We start from the raw sequence: 23730 nt of genomic DNA, 5'->3' as shown, positions 1-23730 counted from the left end.
CTCTGGTGCAACGCAATAGCCGGTTTTGGGGCGCCGCGCGCCCCAGTGGGGCAGTGCGGTGTTCCGCCAAGCCCCTCACCACAGGCAAGCCTTTGGTCACGGCAAAGGTTTAAGCGTAGTTCTCGATCGACGGGCAGGCGCAGACCAGGTTGCGATCACCGAACACGTTGTCGACGCGACCGACCGGCGGCCAGTACTTGGCTTCGACCAGCGACGCCACCGGATACACCGCCTGTTCGCGGCTGTACGGGTGCGCCCACTCGCCGACCAGCTCCGCCGCAGTGTGCGGGGCGTTCTTCAGCGGGTTGTCGTCCTTGTCCAGGCTGCCGTTCTCCACCGCGCGGATTTCCTCGCGGATACGGATCATGGCGTCGCAGAAACGGTCCAGTTCTTCCCTGGACTCACTTTCGGTCGGCTCGATCATCAGCGTGCCGGCGACCGGGAACGACATGGTCGGAGCATGGAAGCCGAAGTCGATCAGGCGCTTGGCGACGTCGTCGACGCTGATGCCGCTGCTGTCCTTCAGCGGGCGCAGGTCGAGGATGCACTCGTGGGCCACCAGGCCGTTGCTGCCGGTGTAGAGCACCGGGTAGTGCTCTTCCAGGCGCCGGGAGATGTAGTTGGCATTGAGGATGGCCAGTTGCGAGGCGCGCTTGAGACCTTCGCCACCCATCATGCGGATGTACATCCAGGTGATCGGCAGGATGCTCGCGCTGCCGAACGGTGCCGCGCAGACCGCGCCTTCCTTGCGCGCCATCACGCCATGACCGGGCAGGAACGGCGCCAGGTGCGACTTCACGCCGATCGGGCCGACACCCGGGCCGCCACCGCCGTGGGGGATGCAGAAAGTCTTGTGCAGGTTCAGGTGGGAGACGTCGCCGCCGAACTTGCCCGGCGCGCAGAGGCCGACCATCGCGTTCATGTTGGCGCCGTCGATGTACACCTGGCCGCCGTTGTCGTGGATGATGCCGCAGATTTCGCGGATGCCTTCCTCGAACACGCCGTGGGTCGACGGGTAGGTGATCATCAGCGCGGCGAGGTGCTCGCGGTGCTCGATGGCCTTGGCCCGCAGGTCCTCGATGTCGACGTTGCCACGGGCATCGCAGGCGGTGACCACCACGCGCATGCCGGCCATGTGGGCGGTGGCCGGGTTGGTGCCGTGGGCCGACGACGGGATCAGGCAGATGTCGCGACGACCTTCGCCACGGCTCTGGTGGTAGGCACGGATCGCCAGCAGGCCGGCGTACTCGCCCTGGGAGCCGGCGTTCGGCTGCAGGGACACCGCGTCATAGCCGGTGGCGGCGCAGAGCATCGCCTCCAGTTCGTCGGTCAGTCGCTGATAGCCGGCACTCTGCTCGGCCGGGGCGAACGGGTGCAGGGCGCCGAATTCGGCCCAGGTCACCGGGATCATCTCGCTGGCGGCGTTGAGCTTCATGGTGCAGGAGCCCAGCGGGATCATGGTGCGGTCCAGGGCCAGGTCCTTGTCCGCCAGCTTGCGCAGGTAGCGCATCAGCTCGGTTTCCGAGTGATAGCGGTTGAACACCGGATGGCTGAGGATCGGCGACTGGCGTACCAGGGCGGTCGGAATGCTGTCCCCGGTCGAGGCGGCGAGCGCGGCGAAGTCAGGCAGGGCCTTGTCACCGGCCAGCAGCGCCCAGAGGGTTTCGACATCGGCCTGGCCGCAGGTTTCGTCGAGCGACAGGCCCAGGCGCTCGTCATCGACCACGCGCAGGTTGATCTTCTGCTCGCGCGCCTTGGCGTGCAGGGTAGCGGTCTGGGCACCGGTCTTGAGCGTCAGGGTATCGAAGAAGCTCTCCTGCTCGACGCCCAGGCCCAGAGCGCTCAGGCCCTTGGCCAGGATCGCGGTCAGGCGGTGGGTGCGCTGGGCGATCTGTGTCAGCCCCTGGGGACCGTGGTACACGGCGTACATGCTGGCGATGTTGGCCAGCAGCACCTGGGCGGTGCAGATGTTGCTGGTGGCCTTCTCGCGACGGATGTGCTGTTCGCGGGTCTGCATCGCCAGGCGCAGGGCCGGCTTGCCGAAACGGTCTACAGAAACACCGACCAGGCGGCCGGGCATGTCGCGCTTGAACGCATCGCGGGTGGAGAAGTAGGCGGCATGCGGGCCACCGAAGCCCAGCGGGACACCAAAGCGCTGGGCGCTGCCGATGGTGACATCGGCACCAAATTCGCCCGGCGGAGTGAGCAGGGTCAGGGCCAGCAGGTCGGCGGCGACCGCGACCAGGGCATTGGCGGCGTGGAAACGCTCGGTCAACTCGCGATAGTCGAACAGGTCACCATTGCTCGCCGGGTATTGCAGCAGGGCGCCGAAGAAGGTGCTGACGTCGCTCAGTTCACGTTCGTCGCCGACCACCACGTCGATGCCCAGCGGCTCGGCACGGGTGCGCAGCACATCGAGGGTCTGCGGGTGGCAGTGCACGGAGGCGAAAAAGGCATGGCTGCCCTTGTTCTTGCTCAGACGCTTGCAGAAGGTCATGGCTTCGGCGGCGGCGGTGGCTTCATCGAGCAGCGAGGCGTTGGCGATCGGCAGGCCGGTCAGGTCGCTGATCAGGGTCTGGAAGTTCAGCAGCGCTTCCAGGCGGCCCTGGGAGATTTCCGGCTGGTAGGGGGTGTAGGCGGTGTACCAGGCCGGGTTTTCCAGCAGGTTGCGCAGGATCGGCGACGGCGTGTGGCAGTTGTAGTAGCCCTGGCCGATGTAGGTCTTGAACAGTTGGTTCTGCCCGGCGATGGCCTTGATCGACGCCAGGGCGTCGGCTTCGCTCTGGCCGGCCGGCAGGTCGAGGACACTGGTGCCCTTGATGCTGTCGGGAATCACGCTGGCACTCAGGGCTTCCAGGGAGTCGAAGCCGAGAGTGGCGAGCATGGCACGCTCGTCATCCTGGCGTGGGCCGATATGACGGCTGATGAATTCATTGGTGGTGCCGAGGTTGAGGGTCATGGCGATTCCTCAGGCCTGGGCTGCGATCAGGCGGTCGTAGGCGGCCTGATCCAGCAGTTGGCCGACGGCGGCGGCATCGGCGGGTTTGAAGCGGAAGAACCAGCCTTCGCCCAGCGGGTCTTCATTGACCAGCTCCGGGCTGTCCTCCAGCGCCGGGTTGACCTCCAGCACTTCGCCGTCCAACGGCATGTACACGCCGCTGGCGGCCTTGACCGATTCCACGGTGGCGGCTTCGGCGCCCTTGTCGTAGGCCTGCAGTTCCGGCAGTTGGACGAATACCACATCACCCAGGGCGTTCTGGGCGAACACGGTGATGCCGACCGTGACGCTGCCATCGGCTTCGCTACGCAGCCACTCGTGGTCTTCGGTAAAACGCAACTCGGACATGGAAACACTCCTCAAGGGCCAGATTCGTCTGGTGGACGCTATTGAAGGCGAGGACTTCGCCCCGCTTGAATGGGACTCCCTTAGCAAATTTGCGGCCAATCGGGTGAGAAGCTTGAAAATCAAGGGTCTGGCGAAGATTTCGGCGTATTGGCCGTGAATGGGCTGTAGTGAAATCGCTACAGTCTGGAGGGCCGAAAAAAGCGCAACAGGATCAAAGTCTTGTCAGAATGGGGAGGACAGTCGCTGTATCGAAACCGTTCCACTGTATCGCTTTCAGTACAGATGAGTGTCGCTTCTGGAGTGGTCGCAGGGGATGGTTGTTCCCGGAGGTCGGCCGCTGGCCGCCTGCTCGTGTACCCCGCAGGCCAGTGTGCAGCCAGGGACAGGGTGGCGGTTCAGGGCTTGCCGGGAATCCCGTACTTGCGCAGGCGATGGGCAATCGCCGTGTGGGAAGTCTGCAGGCGGTTGGCCAACTGGCGGGTCGACGGGTATTGGGCGTAGAGCTTTTCCAGCAGGTTGCGCTCGAAATCCTCGACCGCCTGTTCCAGGCTTTCGATCTCGCCGTCGCTTTCGCGCGCCACGGAGGTGCCGGCAATGTCCAGGTCGCCGATATCCACCAGGCTGCCCTCGCAGATCGCCGCCGCGCGGAAGATCACGTTCTGCAACTGGCGGACGTTGCCCGGCCAGCGGTTGCCCAGCAGCGCCGGGTAGGTGCCGGGGGCCAGCCGGCACACCGGGCGCTGGATCTGCGTGCAGGCCTGCTGCATGAAGTAGCGCGCCAGCAGCAGGATGTCCTGGCCGCGTTCGCGCAGCGGCGGCACCTCGACGTTGAGGACGTTGAGGCGGTAGAACAGGTCTTCGCGAAAGTGCCCTTCGCTGACCATCTTCTCCAGGTCGCGGTGGGTGGCGCTGATGATCCGCACATTGACCTTGATCTCGCGGTCGCCGCCCACCCGGCGAAAGCTGCCGTCATTGAGAAAACGCAACAGCTTGGCCTGCAGGTAGGGCGACATCTCGCCGATTTCGTCGAGAAACACCGTGCCCTGGTTCGCCAGTTCCATCAGCCCCGGCTTGCCGCCGCGCTGGGCGCCGGTGAAGGCGCCGGGGGCATAGCCGAACAGCTCGCTCTCGGCGAGGCTTTCCGGGAGCGCCGCACAGTTCAGGGCGAGAAACGGCGCGCCATGACGGGCGCTGATGGCATGGCAGGCACGTGCCACCAGTTCCTTGCCGGTACCGGTCTCGCCCTGGATCAGCAGGGGGGCATCGAGGGCCGCGACCCGCTGGGCGCGGGCCTTGAGCGTACGAATCGGCACCGACTCGCCAAGCAGCGAGTCGAAGCCCTCGGCATGGTCGTGGTGCAACGCGGACAGGCGTTCACCGATCCGGTTGGGCTGGTACAGCGTCAGCAGGGCGCCGGCATCGGTGATCGGTGTGGCATCGAGCAGCAGCGTCTGGCCGTTGACGGTGATTTCCCGTAGTGGCAGGCGAAAACCGTTCTCCAGCAGGGCATCCAGCAGACCGGGGTCGGCGAACAGCCCGGCGACGCTCTCACCCGCCGGCTCGCGCCCGTACAGGGCGACCATCGCCGGGTTGGCCAGCAGCACCACGCCCTGGCTGTCCAGCGCCAGCACTGGATCGGTCATGGCCGCGAGCAGGGCGTCGAGCTGCAGGTGCCGGCGTTGGCCGGGCAGGATGTCGACCACGGTGACCGCCTGCACGCCACGCACGCTGAACAGGGCATCGCGCAGCTCTTCCAGCACCTGCGGGCTGAGAGTCGGCGCGTCGATGTAGACGTTGGGCGGCACCATCTCCACCGCATCCAGGTTCAGGTTGCGCCCCCCGAGCAGGGCCAGGACCTCCTGGGTGATGCCGACGCGGTCGATGAAGCTGACGTGGATACGCATGGGGCGGTGTACGGTTCCGGGCGAGAAGGGCGCAATTATGCCATCTCCGTCACGGGCTTCCCACGCGCAATGCGTTGCGCGGTCGGTTGGTGATTACCGCAAGTGCTCGGGCTTCATCGGATCGCCGGACTTGACGTGCAGTTGCGCGCGTACGTCCTCGAACATCTCGTCGTAGTACTTGTGCAGGGCGATGATGTTGGCGCTCTTGGGCATGCCGTGATGCTGGGCGATGCGGGTGGCGTGGCGGGCGAAATCGAAGGCCTGGTCCTTGGCCAGGAAGAACGACTCGTCGAGCGGTTTGTCCTCGATGGTGCCGTGCAACCTGAACTGCATGCCCTGGCCCTCCTGCGGGTCCTGGGCGAGTTCATAGTCGATGCACAGGTTGTAGCTGAAGTCTTCCTTGTTCAGCGCGTGTCGTTCGATGTGCAGGTGACCGGGCTCGAACTTGGCCATGGTGGTGTCTCCTTGCAAGGCGTGAGTAGGGCAGACCATGGCCTGCCCCGAAGGTTCTCATGAATAAACGATGCCGGGCTGGGCGGTACTGACTCGGGTCCCCGCTTTACCCTGGACGATAGCCTCGATATCCGCCAGCGAGCCGATCACCGCTACCTTGCCGGTCTGCCGGGCGAACTCGCAAGCGGCCTCGACCTTCGGTCCCATGGAGCCGGCGGCGAAGCCGAGTTTCTCCAGGTCGTCGGGGTGCGCCCGTGCGATTGCCTTCCGGGTCGGCTTGCCCCAGTCGACGAACGCCGCGCTGACGTCGGTGGCGATCACCAGCAGGTCGCATTCCAGTTGCCGGGCCAGCAGCGCCGAGCACAGGTCCTTGTCGATCACCGCCTCGATGCCTTGCAGCTTGCGGTTCTCGTCATACATCGTCGGAATTCCGCCACCACCGGCGCAGATCACGATGCTGCCGTTTTCCAGCAACCACTGGATCGGACGGATCTCGAAGATGCGCTTCGGTTTCGGGCTGGCGACCACCCGACGAAACCCGTCGCCATCGGCGGCGATGTTCCAGCCTTTCTCCGCGGCCAGCCGCTCGGCCTGCTCCCGGGTATAGACCGGGCCGATGGGTTTGCTCGGCTGCTGGAAAGCCGGATCGTCGGGGTCGACTTCGACCTGGGTCAGCAGCGTGGCGAAGGGCACTTCGAAGTCCAGCAGGTTGCCCAGCTCCTGTTCTATGATGTAGCCGATCATGCCCTCGGTTTCCGCGCCCAGCACATCCAGCGGGTAGGGCGAAACCTGGGTGTAGGCCGCCGCCTGCAACGACAGCAGGCCGACCTGGGGGCCGTTGCCGTGGGCGATCACCAGTTGGTTGCCAGCATGGATTTTCGCGATCTGCTCGGCGGCGATACGGATGTTGGCGCGCTGGTTTTCCGCGGTCATGGGTTCACCACGACGCAGGAGGGCGTTGCCGCCCAGTGCTACGACGATACGCATGGTGCAGTCCTTCTCTGGTGTCTTTGTGAGGCGAGAGTCTGTGGGAACGAACTCATTCTCGGAGTCGGACTCATTTGGCTGGAGCCGGTGGTCCGGCGCTCCGGTTTATCCGCGAAGCCCTTGGTGGCCTTGAGACACTGTTCGCGGATAAATCCGGCTCTCACAGCGCATGGCTGCCCCTGGTTTGTCCCTTTGCAACGAGTCTCTTGGAGGGTCAGATATCCGCCAGTGCGGCCACCAGGATCGCCTTGATGGTGTGCATGCGGTTCTCCGCCTGTTCGAAGGCGATGTTGGCCGGCGACTCGAACACCTCCTCGGTCACTTCCACGCCATTGGCCAGGTGCGGATAGCGCGCGGCGATGTCCTTGCCGACCTTGGTCTCGCTGTTGTGGAACGCCGGCAGGCAGTGCATGAATTTCACCCGCGGATTGCCCGCGGCCTTCATCAGCCGGGTATTGACCTGGTACGGCAGCAACTGCTCGATGCGTTCGTCCCAGGCGTCCACCGGCTCGCCCATGGAGACCCAGACGTCGGTGTGGATGAAGTCCACGCCCTTGACCGCCGCCACCGGGTCTTCTGTCAGCGTGATGCGCGCGCCGCTTTCCTCGGCGAACGCCTGGCACTGGGCGATGAAGTCCTGGTGGGGCCACAGCGCCTTCGGTGCGGCTATGCGCACGTCCATCCCGAGCTTGGCGCCGATCATCAGCAGCGAGTTGCCCATGTTGTAGCGGGCATCGCCCAGGTAGGCGTAGCTGATGTCATGCAGCGGCTTGTCGCTGTGCTCGCGCATGGTCAGTACGTCGGCGATCATCTGGGTCGGGTGGAACTCGGCGGTCAGGCCGTTGAACACCGGCACGCCGGCGAACTGGGCCAACTCTTCGACGATTTCCTGTTCGAAACCGCGGTACTCGATGGCATCGAACATCCGCCCGAGGACGCGGGCGGTGTCCTTCATGCTTTCCTTGTGGCCGATCTGCGACGACACCGGGTCGATGTAGGTGACGTGGGCACCCTGGTCATGGGCCGCGACTTCGAAGGCGCAGCGGGTGCGGGTCGAGGTCTTCTCGAAGATCAGCGCGATGTTCTTGCCCTTGAGATGCGGCTGCTCGGTGCCGGTGTACTTGGCGCGCTTGAGGTCGCGGGACAGGTCGAGCAGGTAGTGCAACTCGCGGTTGGTGTGGTGCATCAAGCTCAGCAGGCTGCGGTTGCGCATGTTGAAAGCCATGTTGAATCTCCTCGTATGTCGGTAATCGGCCTGTCCCGCCCGATGGGCACCGGGCTTGCCCCAGCGGGCGACGGGAACAGGCCTCGAATATCGGTCAGTAGTCGATCGGGTCGCGGACGATCGGGCAGGTCATGCAGTGGCCGCCGCCGCGGCCGCGGCCCAGTTCGCCGGCGCTGATGGTGATGACCTCGACGCCAGCCTTGCGCAGCAGGGTGTTGGTGTAGGTGTTGCGGTCATAGCCGATCACCACGCCCGGTTCCAGGGCCACCACGTTGTTGCCGTCGTCCCACTGTTCCCGTTCGGCGGCGAAGCTGTTGCCGCCAGTCTCCACCACGCGCAGGGCCTTGAGGCCCAGGGCCTGGGCGACGGTGTCGAGGAAGCTTTTGTCCTCGCGACGGACATCGATGCCACCGGGCTTGCTCTCGTCGGGACGCAGGCTGAAAGCGACGATCTGGTTCACCACTTCCGGGAAGATGGTCACCAGGTCGCGATCGCAGAAACTGAACACGGTGTCCAGGTGCATGGCCGCACGGGACTTCGGCAGGCCGGCGACGATCACCCGTTCCACCGCCTGGTTCTTGAACAGGCTCAGCGCCAACTGACCGATGGCCTGGCGCGAGGAGCGCTCACCCATGCCGATCAGCACGACGCCGTTGCCGATCGGCATCACGTCGCCGCCCTCGAGGGTGGCGTTGCCGTGTTCCTGGTCCGGGTCGCCGTACCAGACCTGGAAGTCGGCGTTGACGAATTCCGGGTGGAACTTGTAGATGGCCGTGGCCAGCAGGGTTTCCTGGCGGCGTGCCGGCCAATACATCGGGTTGAGGGTCACCCCGCCATAGATCCAGCAGGTGGTGTCGCGGGTGAACTGGGTGTTGGGCAGCGGCGGCAGGATGAAGCTGGAATGGCCGAGGAAGTCGCGGAACATCTGGAGGGTCTTGCCGCCGAAGCTGTCGGGCAGGTCATCGGCGGACACCCCGCCGATCAGGAACTCGGCGACCTTGCGTGGCTCCAGGCTCTTGAGCCAGGCGCCGACTTCGCTGACCAGGCCGAGGCCGACCTGGTTGGCGGTGAGCTTGCGCTCGAGAATCCAGTCCAGCGCTTGCGGCTGGCCGACGATATCGGTCAGCAGGTTGTGCATCTCCAGCACGTCGATATCGTGTTCACGCATCTTGGTGACGAAATCGAAGTGATCGCGCTTGGCCTGGGCGACCCAGAGCACATCATCGAACAGCAGTTCGTCGCAGTTGTTCGGGGTCAGCCGCTGATGGGCCAGGCCGGGTGAGCACACCATCACCTTGCGCAGCTTGCCGGCTTCGGAATGAACGCCGTACTTCACTTTTTCCGTGGTCATTGCAGATCCTCCAGAAGGAACGAACAGGTGGTTACAGCGTCAGGAAGCCGTCGTGGAGACCGTAGGCGGCCAGCAGGGCGCCGGCGACCACCGCGGTGAAAATCAGCTTCTCAACGACGGTGAAGATGGGTTTGCCCAGCTCGTGCTTGGCCTTGGCGAACAGGATCGCGCCCGGCGCGTAGAGCAGGGCGGACAGCAGCAGGTACTTCACGCCGCCGGCGTACAGCAGCCAGATCGCGTAGAGCAGGGCGATGGCGGCGATGCACAGATCCTTGCGCCGTTCGCCAGGGGCGTTTTCGTAGGATTCGCCACGCACCGCCAGCAGCACCGCGTAGGCCGCCGACCACAGGTAGGGCACCAGGATCATCGAGGTGGCGAGGTAGATCAGCGACAGGTAGGTGCTGGCGGAAAACAGCGTGATGACCAGGAACACCTGAACCATCGCGTTGGTCAGCCAGAGGGCGTTGGCCGGCACATGGTTGGCGTTCTCGCGGCGCAGGAACGCCGGCATGGTATGGTCGCGGGCCGCGGCGAACATGATCTCGGCGCACAGCAGTACCCATGACAGCAGGGCGCCGAGCAACGAGATGATCAGGCCTATGCTGATCAGCAGCGCGCCCCAGTGCCCGACCACGTGCTCCAGCACGGCGGCCATGGAGGGGTTCTGCAGCTTGGCCAGTTCCGGCTGGGTCATGATCCCCAGCGACAGCACGTTGACCAGCACCAGCAACAGCAGCACGGTGATGAACCCGATGACCGTGGCCTTGCCCACGTCCGAGCGTTTTTCCGCGCGGGAAGAGAAGATGCTCGCGCCCTCGATACCGATGAACACCCAGACGGTGACCAGCATCATGTTGCGCACCTGGTTCATCACACTGCCCAGGTCCGGGTTCTTCATGCCCCAGATGTCGGCGCTGAAGATATCGAGCTTGAAGGCGAACAGTGCGATCAGTACGAACAGCAGCAGCGGCACCACCTTGGCGACGGTGGTCACCAGGTTGATGAAGGCCGCCTCGTGGATGCCGCGCAGCACCAGGAAATGTACGGCCCATAACAGCAGCGAGGCTCCGACCACCGCCGTGACAGTGTTGCCTTCACCGAAGACCGGGAAGAAGTAGCCCAGGGTGCTGAACAACAGGACGAAGTAGCCGACGTTGCCCAGCCAGGCACTGATCCAGTAGCCCCAGGCCGAGGAAAAGCCCATGTAGTCGCCGAATCCGGCCTTGGCGTAGGCATAGACCCCGCCGTCGAGATCCGGTTTGCGATTGGCCAGGGTCTGGAACACGAAGGCCAGGGTCAGCATGCCCACGGCGGTGATGGCCCAGCCGATCAGGACGGCGCCGACATCGGCACTGGCGGCCATGTTTTGTGGCAGGGAAAAGATTCCCCCGCCGATCATCGAACCCACCACCAGGGCAACCAGTGCGCCCAAACGGAGTTTTCCGGGAGACTCAGACATTTCATGACTCCAGTTCAGGAGAAGTGAGGCTTCAGGGTAGTGGGGTAGATAAAGACGGGAGGTGACTTGGATCAGGGAATGGAGGGTATTTGATCTTTCCTGGATAACTTGAGTTAATTGCGCAGGAATTCGGAATCTGATTTTAATTTATTGATTTTTAATGATTTTTTATAAGTTATCCGCGTTTTTATGGCGATGTTGATTGGGGTGTGTCGCGAATTTGAAAGTTTGTGGCGCCATGTAAGGGGGCATGGCGATTGCGGAACTTCCTTGTTCCAGGCGGTGAAATAAGCAGGAATAAAGAAGTAACGGAGATGGCCATATAATGGCCAGTCCTGAACTTACCACTTGGCCGGGTGCGTGCCCAGTTTCCCGGCTGGCAACCGCCAATGCAGTGACGTCCCCTCGATGTTCAGCGGCGGTATCAGGCGATGCGCCGGTCCCCAGGCCGTGTACTCGACCCAGGTGCTGCGGTCCCTGGAGGTCTCCCGGCGCAGGGGCTGTGTGTCGTTGCCCGGTCCCTGCTCCAGCAGCAACTTCGCCGTGCGCGCCAGCGACAGTCGGGCCGAGCCACCGCGTCCGCTGTGCAGCCGTTCGGTCAGGGCACGAATCGCCACGGCAGCCATCAGGTAGCCAGTGGCATGGTCCAGCGCCTGCACCGGCAAGGGTGTCGGGACATCCGCCTGTTTCCACTGCATGCCGGCCTGGGCGATACCGCAGCTCATCTGCACCAGGCTGTCGAAGCCACGACGGTTGCGCCACGGGCCGTTCCAGCCATAGGCGTTGAGACAGACATCGATCAAGCCCGCAGACAGTTGCCGGCGATGCGGTGCCGCGTAGCCAAGCCGCTCCAGTGCGTCGGCCCGATAGCCGTGCAGCAGGATGTCGGCTTCGCCCAGCAGCCGGTCGAATACCCGGCGGTCGGCGCTGGCCCGCAGGTCCAGGCGTGCGCAGCGCTTGCCGCGGGTGACCTCCGGCACCAGGCTCGGCTCGTCCCAGTGCGGCGGATCGATGCGCAGTACCTCGGCGCCGAGTCCCGCCAGCATGCGACTGGCCACCGGACCTGCGAGGATGCGGGTCAGGTCGAGGACCTTGATACCGGCCAGCGGCTGCTTTGCCGAGCCGGTCCAGGCGCGCGTGCGCTGATCGTCATCGATATGGCGCTGGATCAGGGCTTCGGCGTTGACCGCCAAGCCCTGGGGATGGTGTCTCCAGTCGTCCCAACTGCGCATTTCGGCGGCGCAGCCACCGCTGTCGACGATTGCCTGCTCCAGTTCGCCCTTGTTCCAGCGGGCGACGAGGTCGGCCATCGCCGCTCGGTCGCTGGCCGGCCCCAGCACCCGCTCGGCGGCGGCCCGATGATGCGGTGCGTTGGTGTGCAGGCGAATCCAGCCATCGGCGGTGGCGTAGTCACCGGCAATCGGATCCCAGGGCTCTGGCAGGTTCCAGCCGATGGGCCGCAGGGAACTGGCGAACCAGAACGAGGCCAGGCGTCGGTCGACGCTGACCCCAGGGCTTTGCCCGGTCTGCTGTCGGAGCAGTTCGGCCACCGCCTGGCCCACGGCCGCCAGGCTGGCGCTGGCCAGCTCGGTGACGGCAAAGGCCGAGGGCAGGGCGCCGGATTCGGTGAAGTCGGGAGTCGAGGCGGGTAGCGCGAGTGCGGCTTGGATGGATGTCAGCAGATCGGTCATCGAAAGGCCCTCCATGAGTAGAATCATTGCAGCGCAAATATTCGCGGCTGTCGATTTTTGCAGGCACCTTCCGACGATTGTGCGCTTGACGCGATGGTTGAGGGGGGAGTGTGTATAGGGTGTTTCAGGGCATTGGCCGGGGCTCGAGGGCCGATTCGTGGGCAAACCCTGCTCCCGCAGGAAGGCGGGGTCGACATCAGCGTGGGGCTTCGCTGCCTTTCAGGGCAATTCGGCGACCGGCAGGCGCTCGGGGCGGGACCAGATCCACAGGTTGCCGAGGGTCATCCCGGCGATGGCCAGGTAGACCGGCCACTGGTGTTCGAGCATCACCAGCATCAGCGTCGCGCACAGCAGCATGCTCACGGTGGCGCTGACCTTGGCCCGGCGGGCGATGATCTTGCCATTGCGCCAGTTGCTCAGAATCGGTCCGAACAGCCGGTGGTTCTCCAGCCAGGCACTCAGGCGCGGTGAACTGCGGGTGGCGGCCCAGGCGGCCAGCAGGATGAATTCGGTGGTGGGCAGGCCGGGCACGACGATGGCGATCAGGCCGATACCGAGGCTGACATAGGCGAGCACGCCGAACAGGAGGCGCGAGAGTTTGGAGGACGAGGGCGTTTTACGGGTCATGGTATCAATTGTGGTGCGCCGGGCGATTTGGCTCAAGCTCTGGTGCTTCATTGTGCTGTTCAAGCCTCATTCGCGGGCAAGCCCTGCTCCTACAGGTTGCAGTGTTCTTCTTTAGGAGCAGGGCTTGCCCGCGAAAAGGCCCGCGAAATCACCGAAGACCTCACAGGCAAACCCGTATCACTCAGGCCAGCTCGGGTGCCGACTCGTAGGCCTGTTCCAGCAACACGGTGAAGCGCACGAAGGCATCGATGGCCCCTTTCTCCACCGCGGCTTCCTCCTCGGCGCTGAACGCCAGGCTGTCGAGGGTCTTGATGAAGCTCTTCCAGCCTTCGGCACGGCCACCGGCCGGCTCGCCCAGGTGGCGGGCACCGAAGGTTTCGCTCAGGCCCAGGCCGACGGCGCGCTTGATCAGGAACGCCGCACCGAGCTTGGAACCTTCGGAAACGAAGATCCAGCCCAGGGCCTCGGCCTTGCTCGGATTCTTCAGGGCACCGGCCACTGGCGCCGGGACTTCGGTATCCAGGTCCGCCAGGTCGGCCTTGGCCGCGTCGGCACGGCAACGTGCCGGCAGGTCGGGGACGATGGCGATCAGTTCCGGGTCGTTGTAGAGCGCCACCAGTTCCGACTGGAACAGGTACTGGGCGACCACGAAACGGGCGAAATTGGCCTGGTTCTCGAACGGTGCGTGGGCCTTCACCAGTTGGTCGAGCTTGCCGTGCGGCTCGTGGGTGATCTGGTTCAGGCGCTGGGAGCGCAGGCTTGGGCGTTGGGTAGTGTCCTGGGAGGTCATTGCGGAGTCCTTGGGAATGAGAGGCGCTTTCAGTTACTAGACGAACAAGGAGACGCGCCACAGTAAAAAAACCTCACCCCCGCCGATTGTCGTCGTGGCGGGGGGAGGTTGCGGCCGGTCAGATGTCCCAGACCAGGTTGACCGAGAAGTTGCGGCCCGGGGCGGTCAGGCGGTCGAGGTTGGCCGGGCTGAGCACACCGGCTTCGCCGACGCCGTCGTAGCCGCGCACGTCATCCCAGTTCCAGTATTTCTTGTCGGTCAGGTTGTACAGGCCGGCGTTGACCGTCACGTCGTCGGTGACCTTGTAGAAACCGGTCAGGTCGAGCACGCCATAGCCGGGCGTCTTGAACTGCTTGCTGCTGGTCAGGCCGTCGGGGGCGTTGAAGGTGCTGTCGTCCACCCGGTCCTTGCGCTTGACCAGGGTCCAGCTCAGCAGCGCCCCGTATTTTTCCTGGTCGTAGCCCAGGCCGAACACGCCGGTGAGCGGGTTGACGCTGTTGATCGGTTCACCGCTGTCATCGTTGCGACCGTAGGCATAGGCCACAGAGCCCTGGGTGTAGAGGCCTTGCGGTGCGCCGAAGTGGTCCAGGTTCAGGCGGCCCTTGACCTCGGCGCCCTTGATGGTGGCGTGCTTGATGTTGTTGGTCTGGAACGTCAGCTCGCTGTAGCCGGGAGCCACCGCGTCTTCGTTGATGAAGTCGCGATACTTGTTGTAGAACACTGCCACGTCGAAGGAGCCGGCATCGAAGCGGCCGCGCAGGCCGGTTTCATAGCTTTTGCTTTTTTCCGGTTCCAGGTTCGGGTTGGGTTCGACGTTGTAGCCGGTGGTACCGTTCTGGAAGCGACCGTACAGCGCCTTGGCGGATGGGGTGCGGAAGCCCTCGGCGTATTGGCCGTACCAGGTGTACTGGTCGGTCAAGGCGTAGGTCAGGCCGAACTTCGGCGACACGCGGTGCCAGGTCTTGTTCGAGCCGTCGATGTCACCGCCACCCGCCGCGGTGATGGTGTTGATGAACGCCTGGGTGATGTGCGGCTTGAGCTGGGTGTAGTCATAGCGCAGGCCCGGCAGGAAGGTCCACTTGTCCCAGTTGATCTGGTCCTGGGCGAATAGCGAGTAGGTGTCGATGGTTGGATCGGGGAAGTCGCTGGATTTCGCCAGGCGATCCAGCGGGCTGTTGCCGCCGACCGTGGTGCAGCCCTGGCCTGGCACGACGCTGATCGCCAGGCACGTGCCGCTGCCGCTACGCGAACCGGTGACCTTCTGTTGCTTGAGCGTGGTGCCGTAGGTCAGCAGATGATCGGTTTCGCCGATGTTGAAGGCCTTGTCCGCCTGGGCGTCGAGCACCCACTGCTGTTCCTTGTAGACCGTGTCCCGGCTGCGCAGCACACGACGCACGAAGGGGAAGTAGTCCTCCAGGGTGCTTTCGTCGGTCTTGGCGGTCTGATAGTTCAGGCTCAGCTTAAGGCGATCGGCCATGGCGCTGTCGAGGCCGAAGCTGTTCTCGATGCCGAAGCGTTCGCGGGTGACGGTATCGTTGCCGGTACGCGAGCGGTACATGCCGACGCCCGCGCCATTGCTGAACGGCCCACCCACGGCGCTGCGCTGGTTGGTGTCGATATCGCTCTTGTAGCGCTCGTAGGTCAGCCCGAGGCGCGAGTCGTCGCTGTAGTTCCAGCCCAGCTTGGCCAGCACGTTGGTGGTGCGGTTGGTTTCCGGGTTGGCCTCGGTGCGCGTGAGGCCGGTGCCGCCGGTGTCGCCGTAGGATTCGGTTTCGCGGCCGTTGCGTTGGCTCAGGTGCAGCAGGCCATCGAAATCGCCCGTGCGGCCGGCGAAGGTGGCGGAGGTCAGCCAGCTGTTGTCGGCGGAGCTGTAGCCGGTCTTCAGGCGGGCGCCGACGTCCTGGCCGGGCTTGATGATGTCGCTCGGGTCAAGGGTGAAGTAGCTGACCGCGCCGCCGATGGCGTTGCTGCCGTAGAGCACCGAGGCCGGGCCGCGGAGGATTTCCACGCGCTTGACGATTTCCGGGTCGACGTAGTTTCGGTGGGTCTGCGCGTAGGGGCCGTTGAAGAAGCTGTCGGGGATCTCGACGCCGTCGACCTGGGTCAGGATACGGTCGCCGTCGATGCCGCGGATGTTGTAGCCGCTGATGCCGCCGCCGCGCAGGCCTGCGCCGCCCACGGAAACCCCTGGCTCGTAACGTACCAGTTGCCTGATGTTGTTGACGTTCTGCCGGTCGAGCTGCTGGCGGTCCTGCACGGTCACGGTGTTGGGCACCGAAGACACGTCCTGCTCCTGGCGGGTGGCACTGATGGTGACCTGTTGCAGGTTGAGGGTAGCGCCGCCGGCACGTCTTTCCAGAACGACGTTATTGTCGCCGAGCTTGCGGTAGCTCAGGTTGGTGCCGACCAGCAGTTGCTCCAGGGCCTTTTCCGGTGTCAGCGCACCGCGCACGCCCGGCGATGCCACGCCCTGGCCCAGCTCGGCGGGCAACCCGACCTGCCAGCCGGTCACCGCGGTGAACGCGTTCAGCGCCGACACCAGCGGCTGCTGGGCGATGGTGAAGTTGTAGTTGCCCAGGCTGCGCGTCGGTTGAGTGGCGCTGGTGGCTGCCAGTACAGGGGTCGCCTGGGCGCCGGCGAGCAGCACGGCGGCGGTGAGCAGGGACAGCGTGCACTGTTGCAGGCCGCCGCTGCGGGCCTTGGAGGTGAAACGAGTGGGCATCGATAGCGCTCCGGTATTCGAAACTTATAGTTGCGATGCGATTCGATATGAGAATCACTTGCATTGGCTATAACGAGACGAATGGTCGGTCGCTATCGAGTAAAAAAACTTTCAGTCAGTTGAGAATCACCAGTGCGGGGTATTCCGAGACCCGCGCGGAGGTAATGTGAGCGAGCGACCGGACCACGTCCAGGGGCTTGTCAAGGCGGTAGTTGCCAGTGACGGCGACCTTGGCCAGTTGCTCGTTGTTATTGACGATCCACCCCGGGTAGTAGCGGCGCAACTCGGCCAGCACCTGGCCCATCGGGCAGTTTTCGAACACCAGTCGGCCCTGCACCCAGGCCAGGTCCTTCTGGGCATCGAGTTTTTCCGGACGACTGAAACCATGGGGCCCGATCCGCACGCTGCTGCCGGCGGACAGGCGCAGGCGGGCGCTGTCGTCACGGGTGCGCAGGTCGACATCGCCGCGCTGGACCTGCACCTGCGCCTCACCGTCCAGGTAGCGTACGGCGAAGGCGGTGTCGCGGACGCTGGCCTGGACCGGGCCGGCCTCGATCTCCAGCGGATGCTCGCGCTGGCCGGACACCTCGAAGAAGGCCTCGCCCTTGTACAGGCGGGCCAGGTGCTGCTGGGCGGTGAAACGGCTGGAGAACGCCGAGTTGGTGTTGAGCAGGACCTTCGAGCCGTCTTCCAGTTGCAGGTGCTGGCGCTCGCCGGCCACGGTCAGGTGGTCGGCCTGCAGGCGCAGTGGCAGGTTGCCGTAGGTGCCGATGGCGATCAGCAGCACCGCGGCGGTCGCCAGGGGCTTCCAGTGCGGGCGCAGGCGTCGCAACAGGGGGGCGCGCCGGCGGGTGTTCGCCTGCAACGCCTGGGCGGCGGCGATCACCGGCTGCGCATTCCAGGCGCTGCTGGCTCGGGCATAGGCCTGGGCATGGGCCGGGTCGGCGGCGAGCCAGGTATCGAATTCGGCACGCTGGCTGGCTGTCGGGCATTCCATCGCGATCAGCCAGTCCAGCGCCTGGTCCATGGCGTCGTCTGGCAACACTCGCCGGGCGGCTTCGGGAGGTGGCAGGTTGTGGCTGTCCGTCACGGGTGTTCCTCGGCAATCGCTGTCACGGTCTGGGTCGGTGATTCGCTTTTTCGGAGTGGGCAGATCTTATGGGGCCTGGGCTTGGCGGCAAGCTTAAGGGGGATCCAGGCGTTCGGCCACTCCAATACAGATGGCCATGATCAGCTTGAGGTCCTTTTGCACGGTGCTCAGGGACACTTCCAGGCGTTCGGCGATCTCCTGGTAGCTGTAGCCGTGCAGGCGGCTGAGGATGAAGATCTGCTGCTGGCGGGCAGTCAGTTGACCCAGGCTCACGCTCAGGCGCTCCAGCAGTTGTTCGGCATGGGTGGCGTCCTCCGGGAGACTCAGCGGGGCGGCGACACTTTCCACCACCTCCAGCGGCACATCCTCCATCAGCGTACGCGACTGGATGCGCCGCGCGCGCAGATGGTCGAGCGCGAGGTTGCGGGCGGTCTGGAACACGAAGGGTTCGAGATGATCGATGGAGCGTTCACTCAGGGCACGGGTGACCCGCAGGTAGGTCTCCTGCAACAGATCCTCGGCGGTGCTGGGGTTCTGCACCATGCGTTGCAGCGTACGCAGCAACGTGAGCCGCTGGGTGAGGAAGACCTGATTGAACTGGGATTGCGTCACGACGGCACCTGAGCGGATTTATGTAATGATAATATTTATCATTTATATTCACGGTCAAGGGCCCGTTTTTCTGTCGTCAGGCAAGGGGTACTGTTGTCTGGTGGCAGGTGTATCTGACACATGCCGTGTGAGGTATCTGTATGGCTGAAAATTGCTTTATTAATGCTTAAGATGGACTTCGAGTGTCTGGAGTGCACCTGTTCCAAATTTTCGGGGGCGGCTTGGCGATGAAGACGTTACTTCTGGTCTGGGCGTTTTTTAGTGTCTTTTCCCTGGTTTCCTGTCCTATTTTTTTTAAAAAACTACTCGGGCGTAAATATGAAAGTCATGGGGGGGATCAGTTCTCAGAATGGCAGACCGCTGGAGGTTCTCCATGAGATAAGAAACAGGCAGCCGACCCAGGGAGAGGAATGGGACGTAGAAAGAATAAAAGATGCCCTGCATCTCGACGAATATCCACGTGAGCTGCCTGAAAGGCCAGATCCAAAGGCTTTGGCTGACATGGCGGCGTTTGTGAACAACACGCGTATTCACTATTCCGGGAACTGTGCGGTGCTCGCTGCGGCCTTCCATTATAATGCTATCAATCGGCTGAATATTCTGAGTGTGGAAAATACGAGTTCTCCCTTTGTCGGCTTTGAAAGCCAGGTTGTTCACGAGGTTGTATTTGGCAAGCGATTGAAAGGCTCTTGTTGTCTTCACTCCTTGCGGGAGGTGACTGAGGAAATTCTCCGGCGATATGAGGTCGATGGGGAGATGTTCTTTATCGTTGCCGTTGAAGACTATTATGTGGGCTTTCTCGAAGTCGGGCATGACTTCAATGCCGTTGTCCTGCTGGATGATGACGCAAAGCCCTGCGTGCAGTTTGTCGATACCTGGAAAACATCCGATACCATGCCCTCCACCGACAGGCTGACCGACAGGTTTCCAGCCAACAGCCATTTTTATGTCTACTCCTGACACTCGGGGCAGGCCTTCGAGAGCAGCGACCCGGTTGACCCTGCACCGCTCCGGACGTTCTTTTTTGGTTGTCTGGCGGTGTAAGCCTTTACTTACGCTTTGCGTAAGCGATCAAGGATGAATAGCGCTGCAGATTGTCGAGAGATCTGTTTAACCAATTGAAATTAAAGTGTTTTTTAAATCAGCTAATGGGCCCGAAAACTCCCCGTGTGCCGTTGGGGCCCCTTGCGGGCGATCTGAAAGTCATTAATATCAGCCCTGTGTCGACGGATAGACACGGCGATCATGGAGGATCGCTGAGAGGAACATCGCAGGATGCGATTCATCAGGATGATGAAAGGGAAAAAAGGGACTAGGGAAAAAATGTGGGCGGGTTACACCGCCCCTTTTTTTTGCCTATAGAAAAGTGCCGGCCCCGGCACTGAAATGCAAAAAGGCCCTATAAGGGGCCTTTTTCGGAAACACACCGGATCTCAGCGTTCGAGATCCTTGATCTTGCCCTTGACGCCATCCCACTCCTCGGCGTCCGGCAGCGGATCCTTCTTCTCGGTGATGTTCGGCCAGATTTCGGCGAGCTCGACGTTCAATTGAATGAACTCTTGCATTTCCTCCGGTACCTCATCTTCGGAGAAGATGGCCACGGCAGGGCATTCCGGCTCGCACAGTGCGCAATCGATGCACTCATCCGGGTGAATCACCAGGAAGTTCGGGCCTTCGTAAAAGCAGTCCACCGGACAGACTTCTACGCAGTCGGTGTACTTGCACTTGATGCAGTTGTCGGTGACGACGAAGGTCATTTCTAATTTTCTCCTCAGGCGGCGGCGGCGAAAACCCTGTCAGGACGGGCTCGCTGGGCTTGGGAGTGGCTCTGCGAACCAGGCTAATAGCCCGCAGCTTCCCAAGCCGCGCGAGATTCTAGCAGCTTGCGGCCGTCTGCGTTAGATCCGTGTCTTCAATGAGTAGAGCATTTCCAGTGCACGGCGCGGTGTCAGGTCGTCCAGGTCGAGCTTGGCCAGTTCGTCCAGCACCGGGTGGGGCAGGCTGGCGAACATATCGCTCTGTTGCGGTACCGCTGGCTTGCCGGGCTTGGTCACCGGGGTCTCATGGGGCAGGCTGGTGGTCTCCAGGCGGCTCAGGTGCTCGCGGGCACGACGGATCACGTCGCCCGGTACGCCGGCCAATTGCGCCACCGCCAGGCCATAGCTCTGGCTCGCCGGGCCGGGCAGCACGTGGTGCAGGAAGACGATCCGCTCATTATGCTCGGTGGCGTTCAGGTGCACGTTCGCCACCAGCGGTTCGCTCTCCGGCAGCACGGTCAGCTCGAAATAGTGGGTGGCGAACAGCGTGTAGGCCCGCAGGTGCGCCAGGCGCTCGGCGGCGGCCCAGGCCAGGGACAGGCCGTCGAAGGTACTGGTGCCACGACCGACCTCGTCCATCAGCACCAGGCTGCGCTCGGTGGCGTTGTGCAGGATGTTGGCGGTTTCGCTCATTTCCACCATGAAGGTCGAACGGCCACCGGCCAGGTCGTCGCTGGAGCCGATCCGGGTGAAGATCCGGTCCACCGGCGACAGCTCGCAACTGGCGGCGGGCACGTAGCTGCCGATGTGAGCCAGCAATACGATCAGTGCGGTCTGGCGCATGTAGGTGGATTTACCGCCCATGTTCGGGCCGGTGATCACCAGCATGCGGGTGTTGTCATCGAGGGCCAGATCGTTGGCGACGAACGGTGTGGTCAGCACCTGCTCGACCACCGGGTGACGCCCCTGGTTCATGCGCATGCACGGTTCGTCGACGAACCGTGGGCAGTTCAGGTCCAGGTTCAGCGCGCGTTCGGCGAGGTTGCTCAGCACATCCAGCTCCGCCAGCGCGGCGGCGGTGTCCTGCAGCGGTGCCAGCTCGCCGATGAGGGTTTCCAGCAGCGCTTCGTAGAGCATTTTCTCCCGGGCCAGCGCGCGGCTCTTGGCGGACAGCGCCTTGTCTTCGAACTCCTTGAGCTCCGGGGTGATGAAGCGTTCGGCACCCTTGAGGGTCTGGCGCCGGATGTAGTCGGCCGGCGCCGATTCGGCCTGCTTGCTCGGCAGTTCGATGAAATAGCCGTGCACGCGGTTGTAGCCGACCTTGAGGTTGGCCAGGCCCGTGCGGGCCTTTTCCCGGGCTTCGAGGTCGATCAGGAACTGTCCGGCGTTTTCGCTGATCGACAGCAGTTCGTCCAGTTCGGCGTCGTAGCCGGTCTTCAGCACGCCGCCGTCGCGGATCACCGCCGGCGGGTTGTCGATGATCGCGCGCTCCAGCAGGATCGCCAGTTCCGGATAGGTACGTGCGGTGGCGGCCAGTTGCTTGAGGTGCGGAGCTTCCAGTTCGAGCATCGCGTCCTGCAGTTGTGGCAGGGCGCCGAGGGCATCGCGCAGGCGCGCCAGGTCGCGGGGACGGGCGTTGCGCAGGCCGATCCGCGCCAGAATCCGCTCGATGTCGCCGATTTCCTTGAGCTGCGGTTGCAGCCGCTCGAAGCGGTAGCCCTCCAGCAGGCAGCCGATGGAGGCCTGGCGCGCGCTGAGGATCTTCAGGTCGCGCAGCGGACGGTTCAGCCAGCGGGTCAGCAGGCGGCTGCCCATGGCGGTCTGGCAACGGTCGACCACCGATTGCAGGGTGTTGTCGCGACCGCCAGCGAGGTTGATGTCCAGCTCCAGGTTGCGGCGGGTGGCGGCATCGAGCACCACGGTGTCGTCCAGGCGTTCATGGCGCAGGCTGCGCAGGTGCGGCAGGGCGGTACGCTGGGTTTCCTTGGCGTAGGCCAGCAGGCAGCCGGCGGCGCCGATGGCCAGAGTCAGGGTTTCGCAGCCGAAGCCCTTGAGGTCCTGTACGGCGAATTGCTGGCAGAGGCTTTTATGTGCCGAGTCGCGCTCGAAATCCCACGGTGCGCGACGGCGGGTGCCACGGCGCTTCTCCGCCGGCAGGCCTTGTGGCCAGTCGTCGGGGATCAGCAGCTCCACCGGATTGATCCGCTCCAGCTCGGCCAGCAGGTTTTCCCAGCCCTTGATCTCCAGCACGCTGAAGTTGCCGCTGGTGATGTCCAGCACCGCCAGGCCGAACAGCCGCTCGTCGCCGAGCACGGCGGCGATCAGGTTGTCGCGGCGCTCGTCGAGCAGGGCTTCGTCACTGATGGTGCCGGGGGTGATGATCCGCACCACCTGGCGTTCCACCGGCCCCTTGCTGGTCGCCGGGTCGCCGATCTGCTCGCAGATCACCACCGATTCACCGAGTTTCACCAGCTTGGCCAGGTAGCCTTCGAGCGAGTGAAACGGAATCCCGCACATCGGAATGGATTGTCCGGCCGACTGCCCGCGAGCGGTCAGGGTGATGTCCAGCAGCTTGGCGGCCTTCTTCGCGTCTTCGTAGAAAATCTCGTAGAAGTCGCCCATGCGGTAGAACATCAGCTGATCGGGATGCTGGTTCTTCAGGCGCCAGTATTGCTGCATCATCGGGGTGTGCGCGGACAGATCGGAAATTGGCTTATTCATCAGTGGGATAGGTGATAGCTTGAAAAATGGATGGGCAAAAATGGGCATTTGCCTTGCGATGGGCGCAAGGTTAACACGGGCGCTTGGCGCTCCGCAGGTATGGCTTTTTGCTGCTGATGCGTCACTTATGCATTAAATATGCAAATTAGCATTTGCTATTCAAGCAAAGCCCAATCAATATGCGCGTTATGCAAATACGCAACGTTTCTACCGTCCTACGAGCACTGCTCGATCGTCACGGGATCTCCCCCACGGAGCTTCACCGGCGTACCGGCGTGCCCCAATCCACCTTGTCGCGCATACTCAGCGGAAAGATCGTCGACCCTTCGGACAAGCACATCTCGAAGATCGCCGAGTATTTCCAGGTGAGTACCGACCAGTTGCGCGGCCGTGCCGATATCGGCGCCGCCCGCGACCCGGAGCAGGGCCCGCTTCACTCTGAACTCAAGGATATAAGCCTGTGGGACGACGACACCCCCGTCGAGGAAGACGAGGTGTCCGTGCCCTTTCTTCGCGAGGTTGAATTGGCTGCTGGATCAGGAAGATTCGTCATCGAGGAAAGCGAGAAGGCCAGCCTGCGCTTCGGCAAGCGCAGCCTGCGCCACAACGGCGTGCAGTTCGACCAGGCCAAGTGCGTGACCGTGCGCGGCAACAGCATGTTGCCCGTGCTGCGCGACGGCGCGACGGTCGGGGTCAACGCCGGCAAGAGCGCCATCGGCGACATCGTCGACGGCGATCTCTACGCGATCAACCACAACGGCCAACTGCGGGTGAAGCAGCTCTATCGCCTGCCCACCGGCATCCGCCTGCGCAGCTTCAACCGCGACGAGCACCCGGATGAGGACTACACCTTCCAGGAGATCCAGGAAGAGCAGATCACCATCCTCGGCCACGTCTTCTGGTGGGGCATGTACGCCCGTTAGTCCCCTCTGATTCAGAAAAAACCCACAGCGATGTGGGTTTTTTTTCGCCCGGAAAAAAGACCAACCCCTTGA

The 23730-nt window shown here is 63.4% G+C and carries 19 protein-coding genes; 3 read left to right on the top strand and 16 right to left on the bottom strand.

All coding sequences use genetic code 11. From position 1 onward, the window contains the following. Positions 1-109 precede the first annotated feature (109 nt). Positions 110-2959, bottom strand: a complete 2850-nt coding sequence (gene gcvP / locus K675_RS0125030) for an aminomethyl-transferring glycine dehydrogenase (RefSeq protein ID WP_017906206.1) — start codon at positions 2957-2959, stop codon at positions 110-112. A gap of 9 nt (positions 2960-2968) precedes the next feature. Continuing rightward, positions 2969-3346 carry a glycine cleavage system protein GcvH gene (gene gcvH, locus K675_RS0125025; RefSeq protein ID WP_017906205.1) on the bottom strand — a complete coding sequence of 126 codons (378 nt, stop codon included), beginning with the start codon at positions 3344-3346 and terminating at the stop codon, positions 2969-2971. Between gcvH and K675_RS33195 the strand changes: the two genes are divergently transcribed. Next, positions 3345-3503, top strand: coding sequence for a hypothetical protein (locus tag K675_RS33195; RefSeq protein WP_017906204.1), 159 nt, complete (start codon positions 3345-3347; stop codon positions 3501-3503). The two genes, gcvH and K675_RS33195, sit on opposite strands and share 2 nt — an antisense overlap. 238 nt (positions 3504-3741) lie before the next feature. Here K675_RS33195 and K675_RS0125015 read toward each other — a convergent pair whose 3' ends face one another. From K675_RS0125015 to K675_RS0124960, 12 genes are all read right to left on the bottom strand, one after another. Further along, positions 3742-5250, bottom strand: a complete 1509-nt coding sequence (locus K675_RS0125015; RefSeq protein ID WP_017906203.1) for a sigma-54-dependent transcriptional regulator — start codon at positions 5248-5250, stop codon at positions 3742-3744. Between the two features lie 93 nt (positions 5251-5343). After that, positions 5344-5703, bottom strand: coding sequence for a DUF5064 family protein (locus K675_RS0125010; RefSeq protein ID WP_017906202.1), 360 nt, complete (start codon positions 5701-5703; stop codon positions 5344-5346). 57 nt (positions 5704-5760) lie between these two features. Then, a complete protein-coding gene (arcC, locus tag K675_RS0125005; RefSeq protein WP_017906201.1) occupies positions 5761-6690 on the bottom strand; it encodes a carbamate kinase in 930 nt (309 codons plus the stop codon). A gap of 214 nt (positions 6691-6904) precedes the next feature. After that, entirely contained in the window at positions 6905-7915 is a 1011-nt protein-coding gene (locus tag K675_RS0125000; protein ID WP_017906200.1) for an ornithine carbamoyltransferase, read from the bottom strand. 94 nt (positions 7916-8009) lie between these two features. Next, entirely contained in the window at positions 8010-9266 is a 1257-nt protein-coding gene (gene arcA, locus K675_RS0124995) for an arginine deiminase (protein ID WP_017906199.1), read from the bottom strand. Between the two features lie 31 nt (positions 9267-9297). After that, positions 9298-10725: an arginine-ornithine antiporter gene (gene arcD, locus K675_RS0124990; protein ID WP_026145523.1), complete on the bottom strand. Its 1428-nt coding sequence runs from the start codon at positions 10723-10725 to the stop codon at positions 9298-9300. 341 nt (positions 10726-11066) lie between these two features. Beyond that, on the bottom strand, positions 11067-12416 hold the full coding sequence (locus tag K675_RS0124985) for a CoA transferase (RefSeq protein WP_026145522.1): 1350 nt from the start codon (positions 12414-12416) through the stop codon (positions 11067-11069). Positions 12417-12635: 219 nt separating this feature from the next. Then, the gene (locus K675_RS0124980) at positions 12636-13043 is read right to left on the bottom strand and encodes a YbaN family protein (RefSeq protein WP_026145521.1); all 408 of its coding nucleotides are present in this window, start codon (positions 13041-13043) and stop codon (positions 12636-12638) included. A gap of 181 nt (positions 13044-13224) precedes the next feature. Then, positions 13225-13833 carry a biliverdin-producing heme oxygenase gene (locus tag K675_RS0124975; protein ID WP_017906195.1) on the bottom strand — a complete coding sequence of 203 codons (609 nt, stop codon included), beginning with the start codon at positions 13831-13833 and terminating at the stop codon, positions 13225-13227. A gap of 118 nt (positions 13834-13951) precedes the next feature. Then, a complete protein-coding gene (locus K675_RS0124970) occupies positions 13952-16555 on the bottom strand; it encodes a TonB-dependent receptor (RefSeq protein ID WP_017906194.1) in 2604 nt (867 codons plus the stop codon). Between the two features lie 115 nt (positions 16556-16670). Beyond that, on the bottom strand, positions 16671-17645 hold the full coding sequence (locus K675_RS0124965) for a FecR family protein (RefSeq protein ID WP_017906193.1): 975 nt from the start codon (positions 17643-17645) through the stop codon (positions 16671-16673). 93 nt (positions 17646-17738) lie between these two features. After that, positions 17739-18257 (bottom strand): RNA polymerase sigma factor, encoded by a 519-nt coding sequence (locus K675_RS0124960; RefSeq protein WP_017906192.1) that lies wholly within the window; start codon positions 18255-18257, stop codon positions 17739-17741. A 318-nt stretch (positions 18258-18575) separates the two neighbouring features. Here K675_RS0124960 and K675_RS33190 point away from each other — a divergent pair, with 318 nt between their 5' ends. Beyond that, the gene (locus K675_RS33190) at positions 18576-19217 is read left to right on the top strand and encodes a T3SS effector cysteine hydrolase SpvD family protein (RefSeq protein WP_157383989.1); all 642 of its coding nucleotides are present in this window, start codon (positions 18576-18578) and stop codon (positions 19215-19217) included. 473 nt (positions 19218-19690) lie between these two features. Here the strand turns inward: K675_RS33190 and fdxA are convergent, their stop codons facing one another. Further along, positions 19691-20014 carry a ferredoxin FdxA gene (fdxA, locus tag K675_RS0124950; RefSeq protein ID WP_011059555.1) on the bottom strand — a complete coding sequence of 108 codons (324 nt, stop codon included), beginning with the start codon at positions 20012-20014 and terminating at the stop codon, positions 19691-19693. 141 nt (positions 20015-20155) lie between these two features. Further along, positions 20156-22723, bottom strand: coding sequence for a DNA mismatch repair protein MutS (gene mutS, locus K675_RS0124945; RefSeq protein ID WP_198291680.1), 2568 nt, complete (start codon positions 22721-22723; stop codon positions 20156-20158). Positions 22724-22914: 191 nt separating this feature from the next. Here mutS and K675_RS0124940 point away from each other — a divergent pair, with 191 nt between their 5' ends. Then, positions 22915-23658 (top strand): LexA family transcriptional regulator, encoded by a 744-nt coding sequence (locus K675_RS0124940; RefSeq protein WP_080635398.1) that lies wholly within the window; start codon positions 22915-22917, stop codon positions 23656-23658. The last annotated feature ends 72 nt before the right edge of the window (positions 23659-23730 follow it).

It is taken from the genome of Pseudomonas fuscovaginae SE-1, from assembly GCF_000364705.1.
GTDB lineage: Bacteria > Pseudomonadota > Gammaproteobacteria > Pseudomonadales > Pseudomonadaceae > Aquipseudomonas > Aquipseudomonas fuscovaginae_A.
The sequence above is the reverse complement of the archived record's forward strand: the minus strand, read 5'-3'. Positions and strand labels throughout refer to the sequence as shown.

Coding starts and splice junctions, on each gene's coding strand:
- arcD (WP_026145523.1), bottom strand. CDS start 10,725: ATGTCTGAGTCTCCCGGAAAACTCCGTTTGGGCGCACTGGTTGCCCTG.
- K675_RS0125010 (WP_017906202.1), bottom strand. CDS start 5,703: ATGGCCAAGTTCGAGCCCGGTCACCTGCACATCGAACGACACGCGCTG.
- K675_RS0124940 (WP_080635398.1), top strand. CDS start 22,915: ATGCGCGTTATGCAAATACGCAACGTTTCTACCGTCCTACGAGCACTG.
- K675_RS0125000 (WP_017906200.1), bottom strand. CDS start 7,915: ATGGCTTTCAACATGCGCAACCGCAGCCTGCTGAGCTTGATGCACCAC.
- arcC (WP_017906201.1), bottom strand. CDS start 6,690: ATGCGTATCGTCGTAGCACTGGGCGGCAACGCCCTCCTGCGTCGTGGT.
- K675_RS33190 (WP_157383989.1), top strand. CDS start 18,576: ATGAAAGTCATGGGGGGGATCAGTTCTCAGAATGGCAGACCGCTGGAG.
- K675_RS0124975 (WP_017906195.1), bottom strand. CDS start 13,833: ATGACCTCCCAGGACACTACCCAACGCCCAAGCCTGCGCTCCCAGCGC.
- gcvH (WP_017906205.1), bottom strand. CDS start 3,346: ATGTCCGAGTTGCGTTTTACCGAAGACCACGAGTGGCTGCGTAGCGAA.
- arcA (WP_017906199.1), bottom strand. CDS start 9,266: ATGACCACGGAAAAAGTGAAGTACGGCGTTCATTCCGAAGCCGGCAAG.
- K675_RS33195 (WP_017906204.1), top strand. CDS start 3,345: ATGGAAACACTCCTCAAGGGCCAGATTCGTCTGGTGGACGCTATTGAA.
- K675_RS0124970 (WP_017906194.1), bottom strand. CDS start 16,555: ATGCCCACTCGTTTCACCTCCAAGGCCCGCAGCGGCGGCCTGCAACAG.
- gcvP (WP_017906206.1), bottom strand. CDS start 2,959: ATGACCCTCAACCTCGGCACCACCAATGAATTCATCAGCCGTCATATC.
- K675_RS0124980 (WP_026145521.1), bottom strand. CDS start 13,043: ATGACCCGTAAAACGCCCTCGTCCTCCAAACTCTCGCGCCTCCTGTTC.
- K675_RS0125015 (WP_017906203.1), bottom strand. CDS start 5,250: ATGCGTATCCACGTCAGCTTCATCGACCGCGTCGGCATCACCCAGGAG.
- fdxA (WP_011059555.1), bottom strand. CDS start 20,014: ATGACCTTCGTCGTCACCGACAACTGCATCAAGTGCAAGTACACCGAC.
- K675_RS0124985 (WP_026145522.1), bottom strand. CDS start 12,416: ATGACCGATCTGCTGACATCCATCCAAGCCGCACTCGCGCTACCCGCC.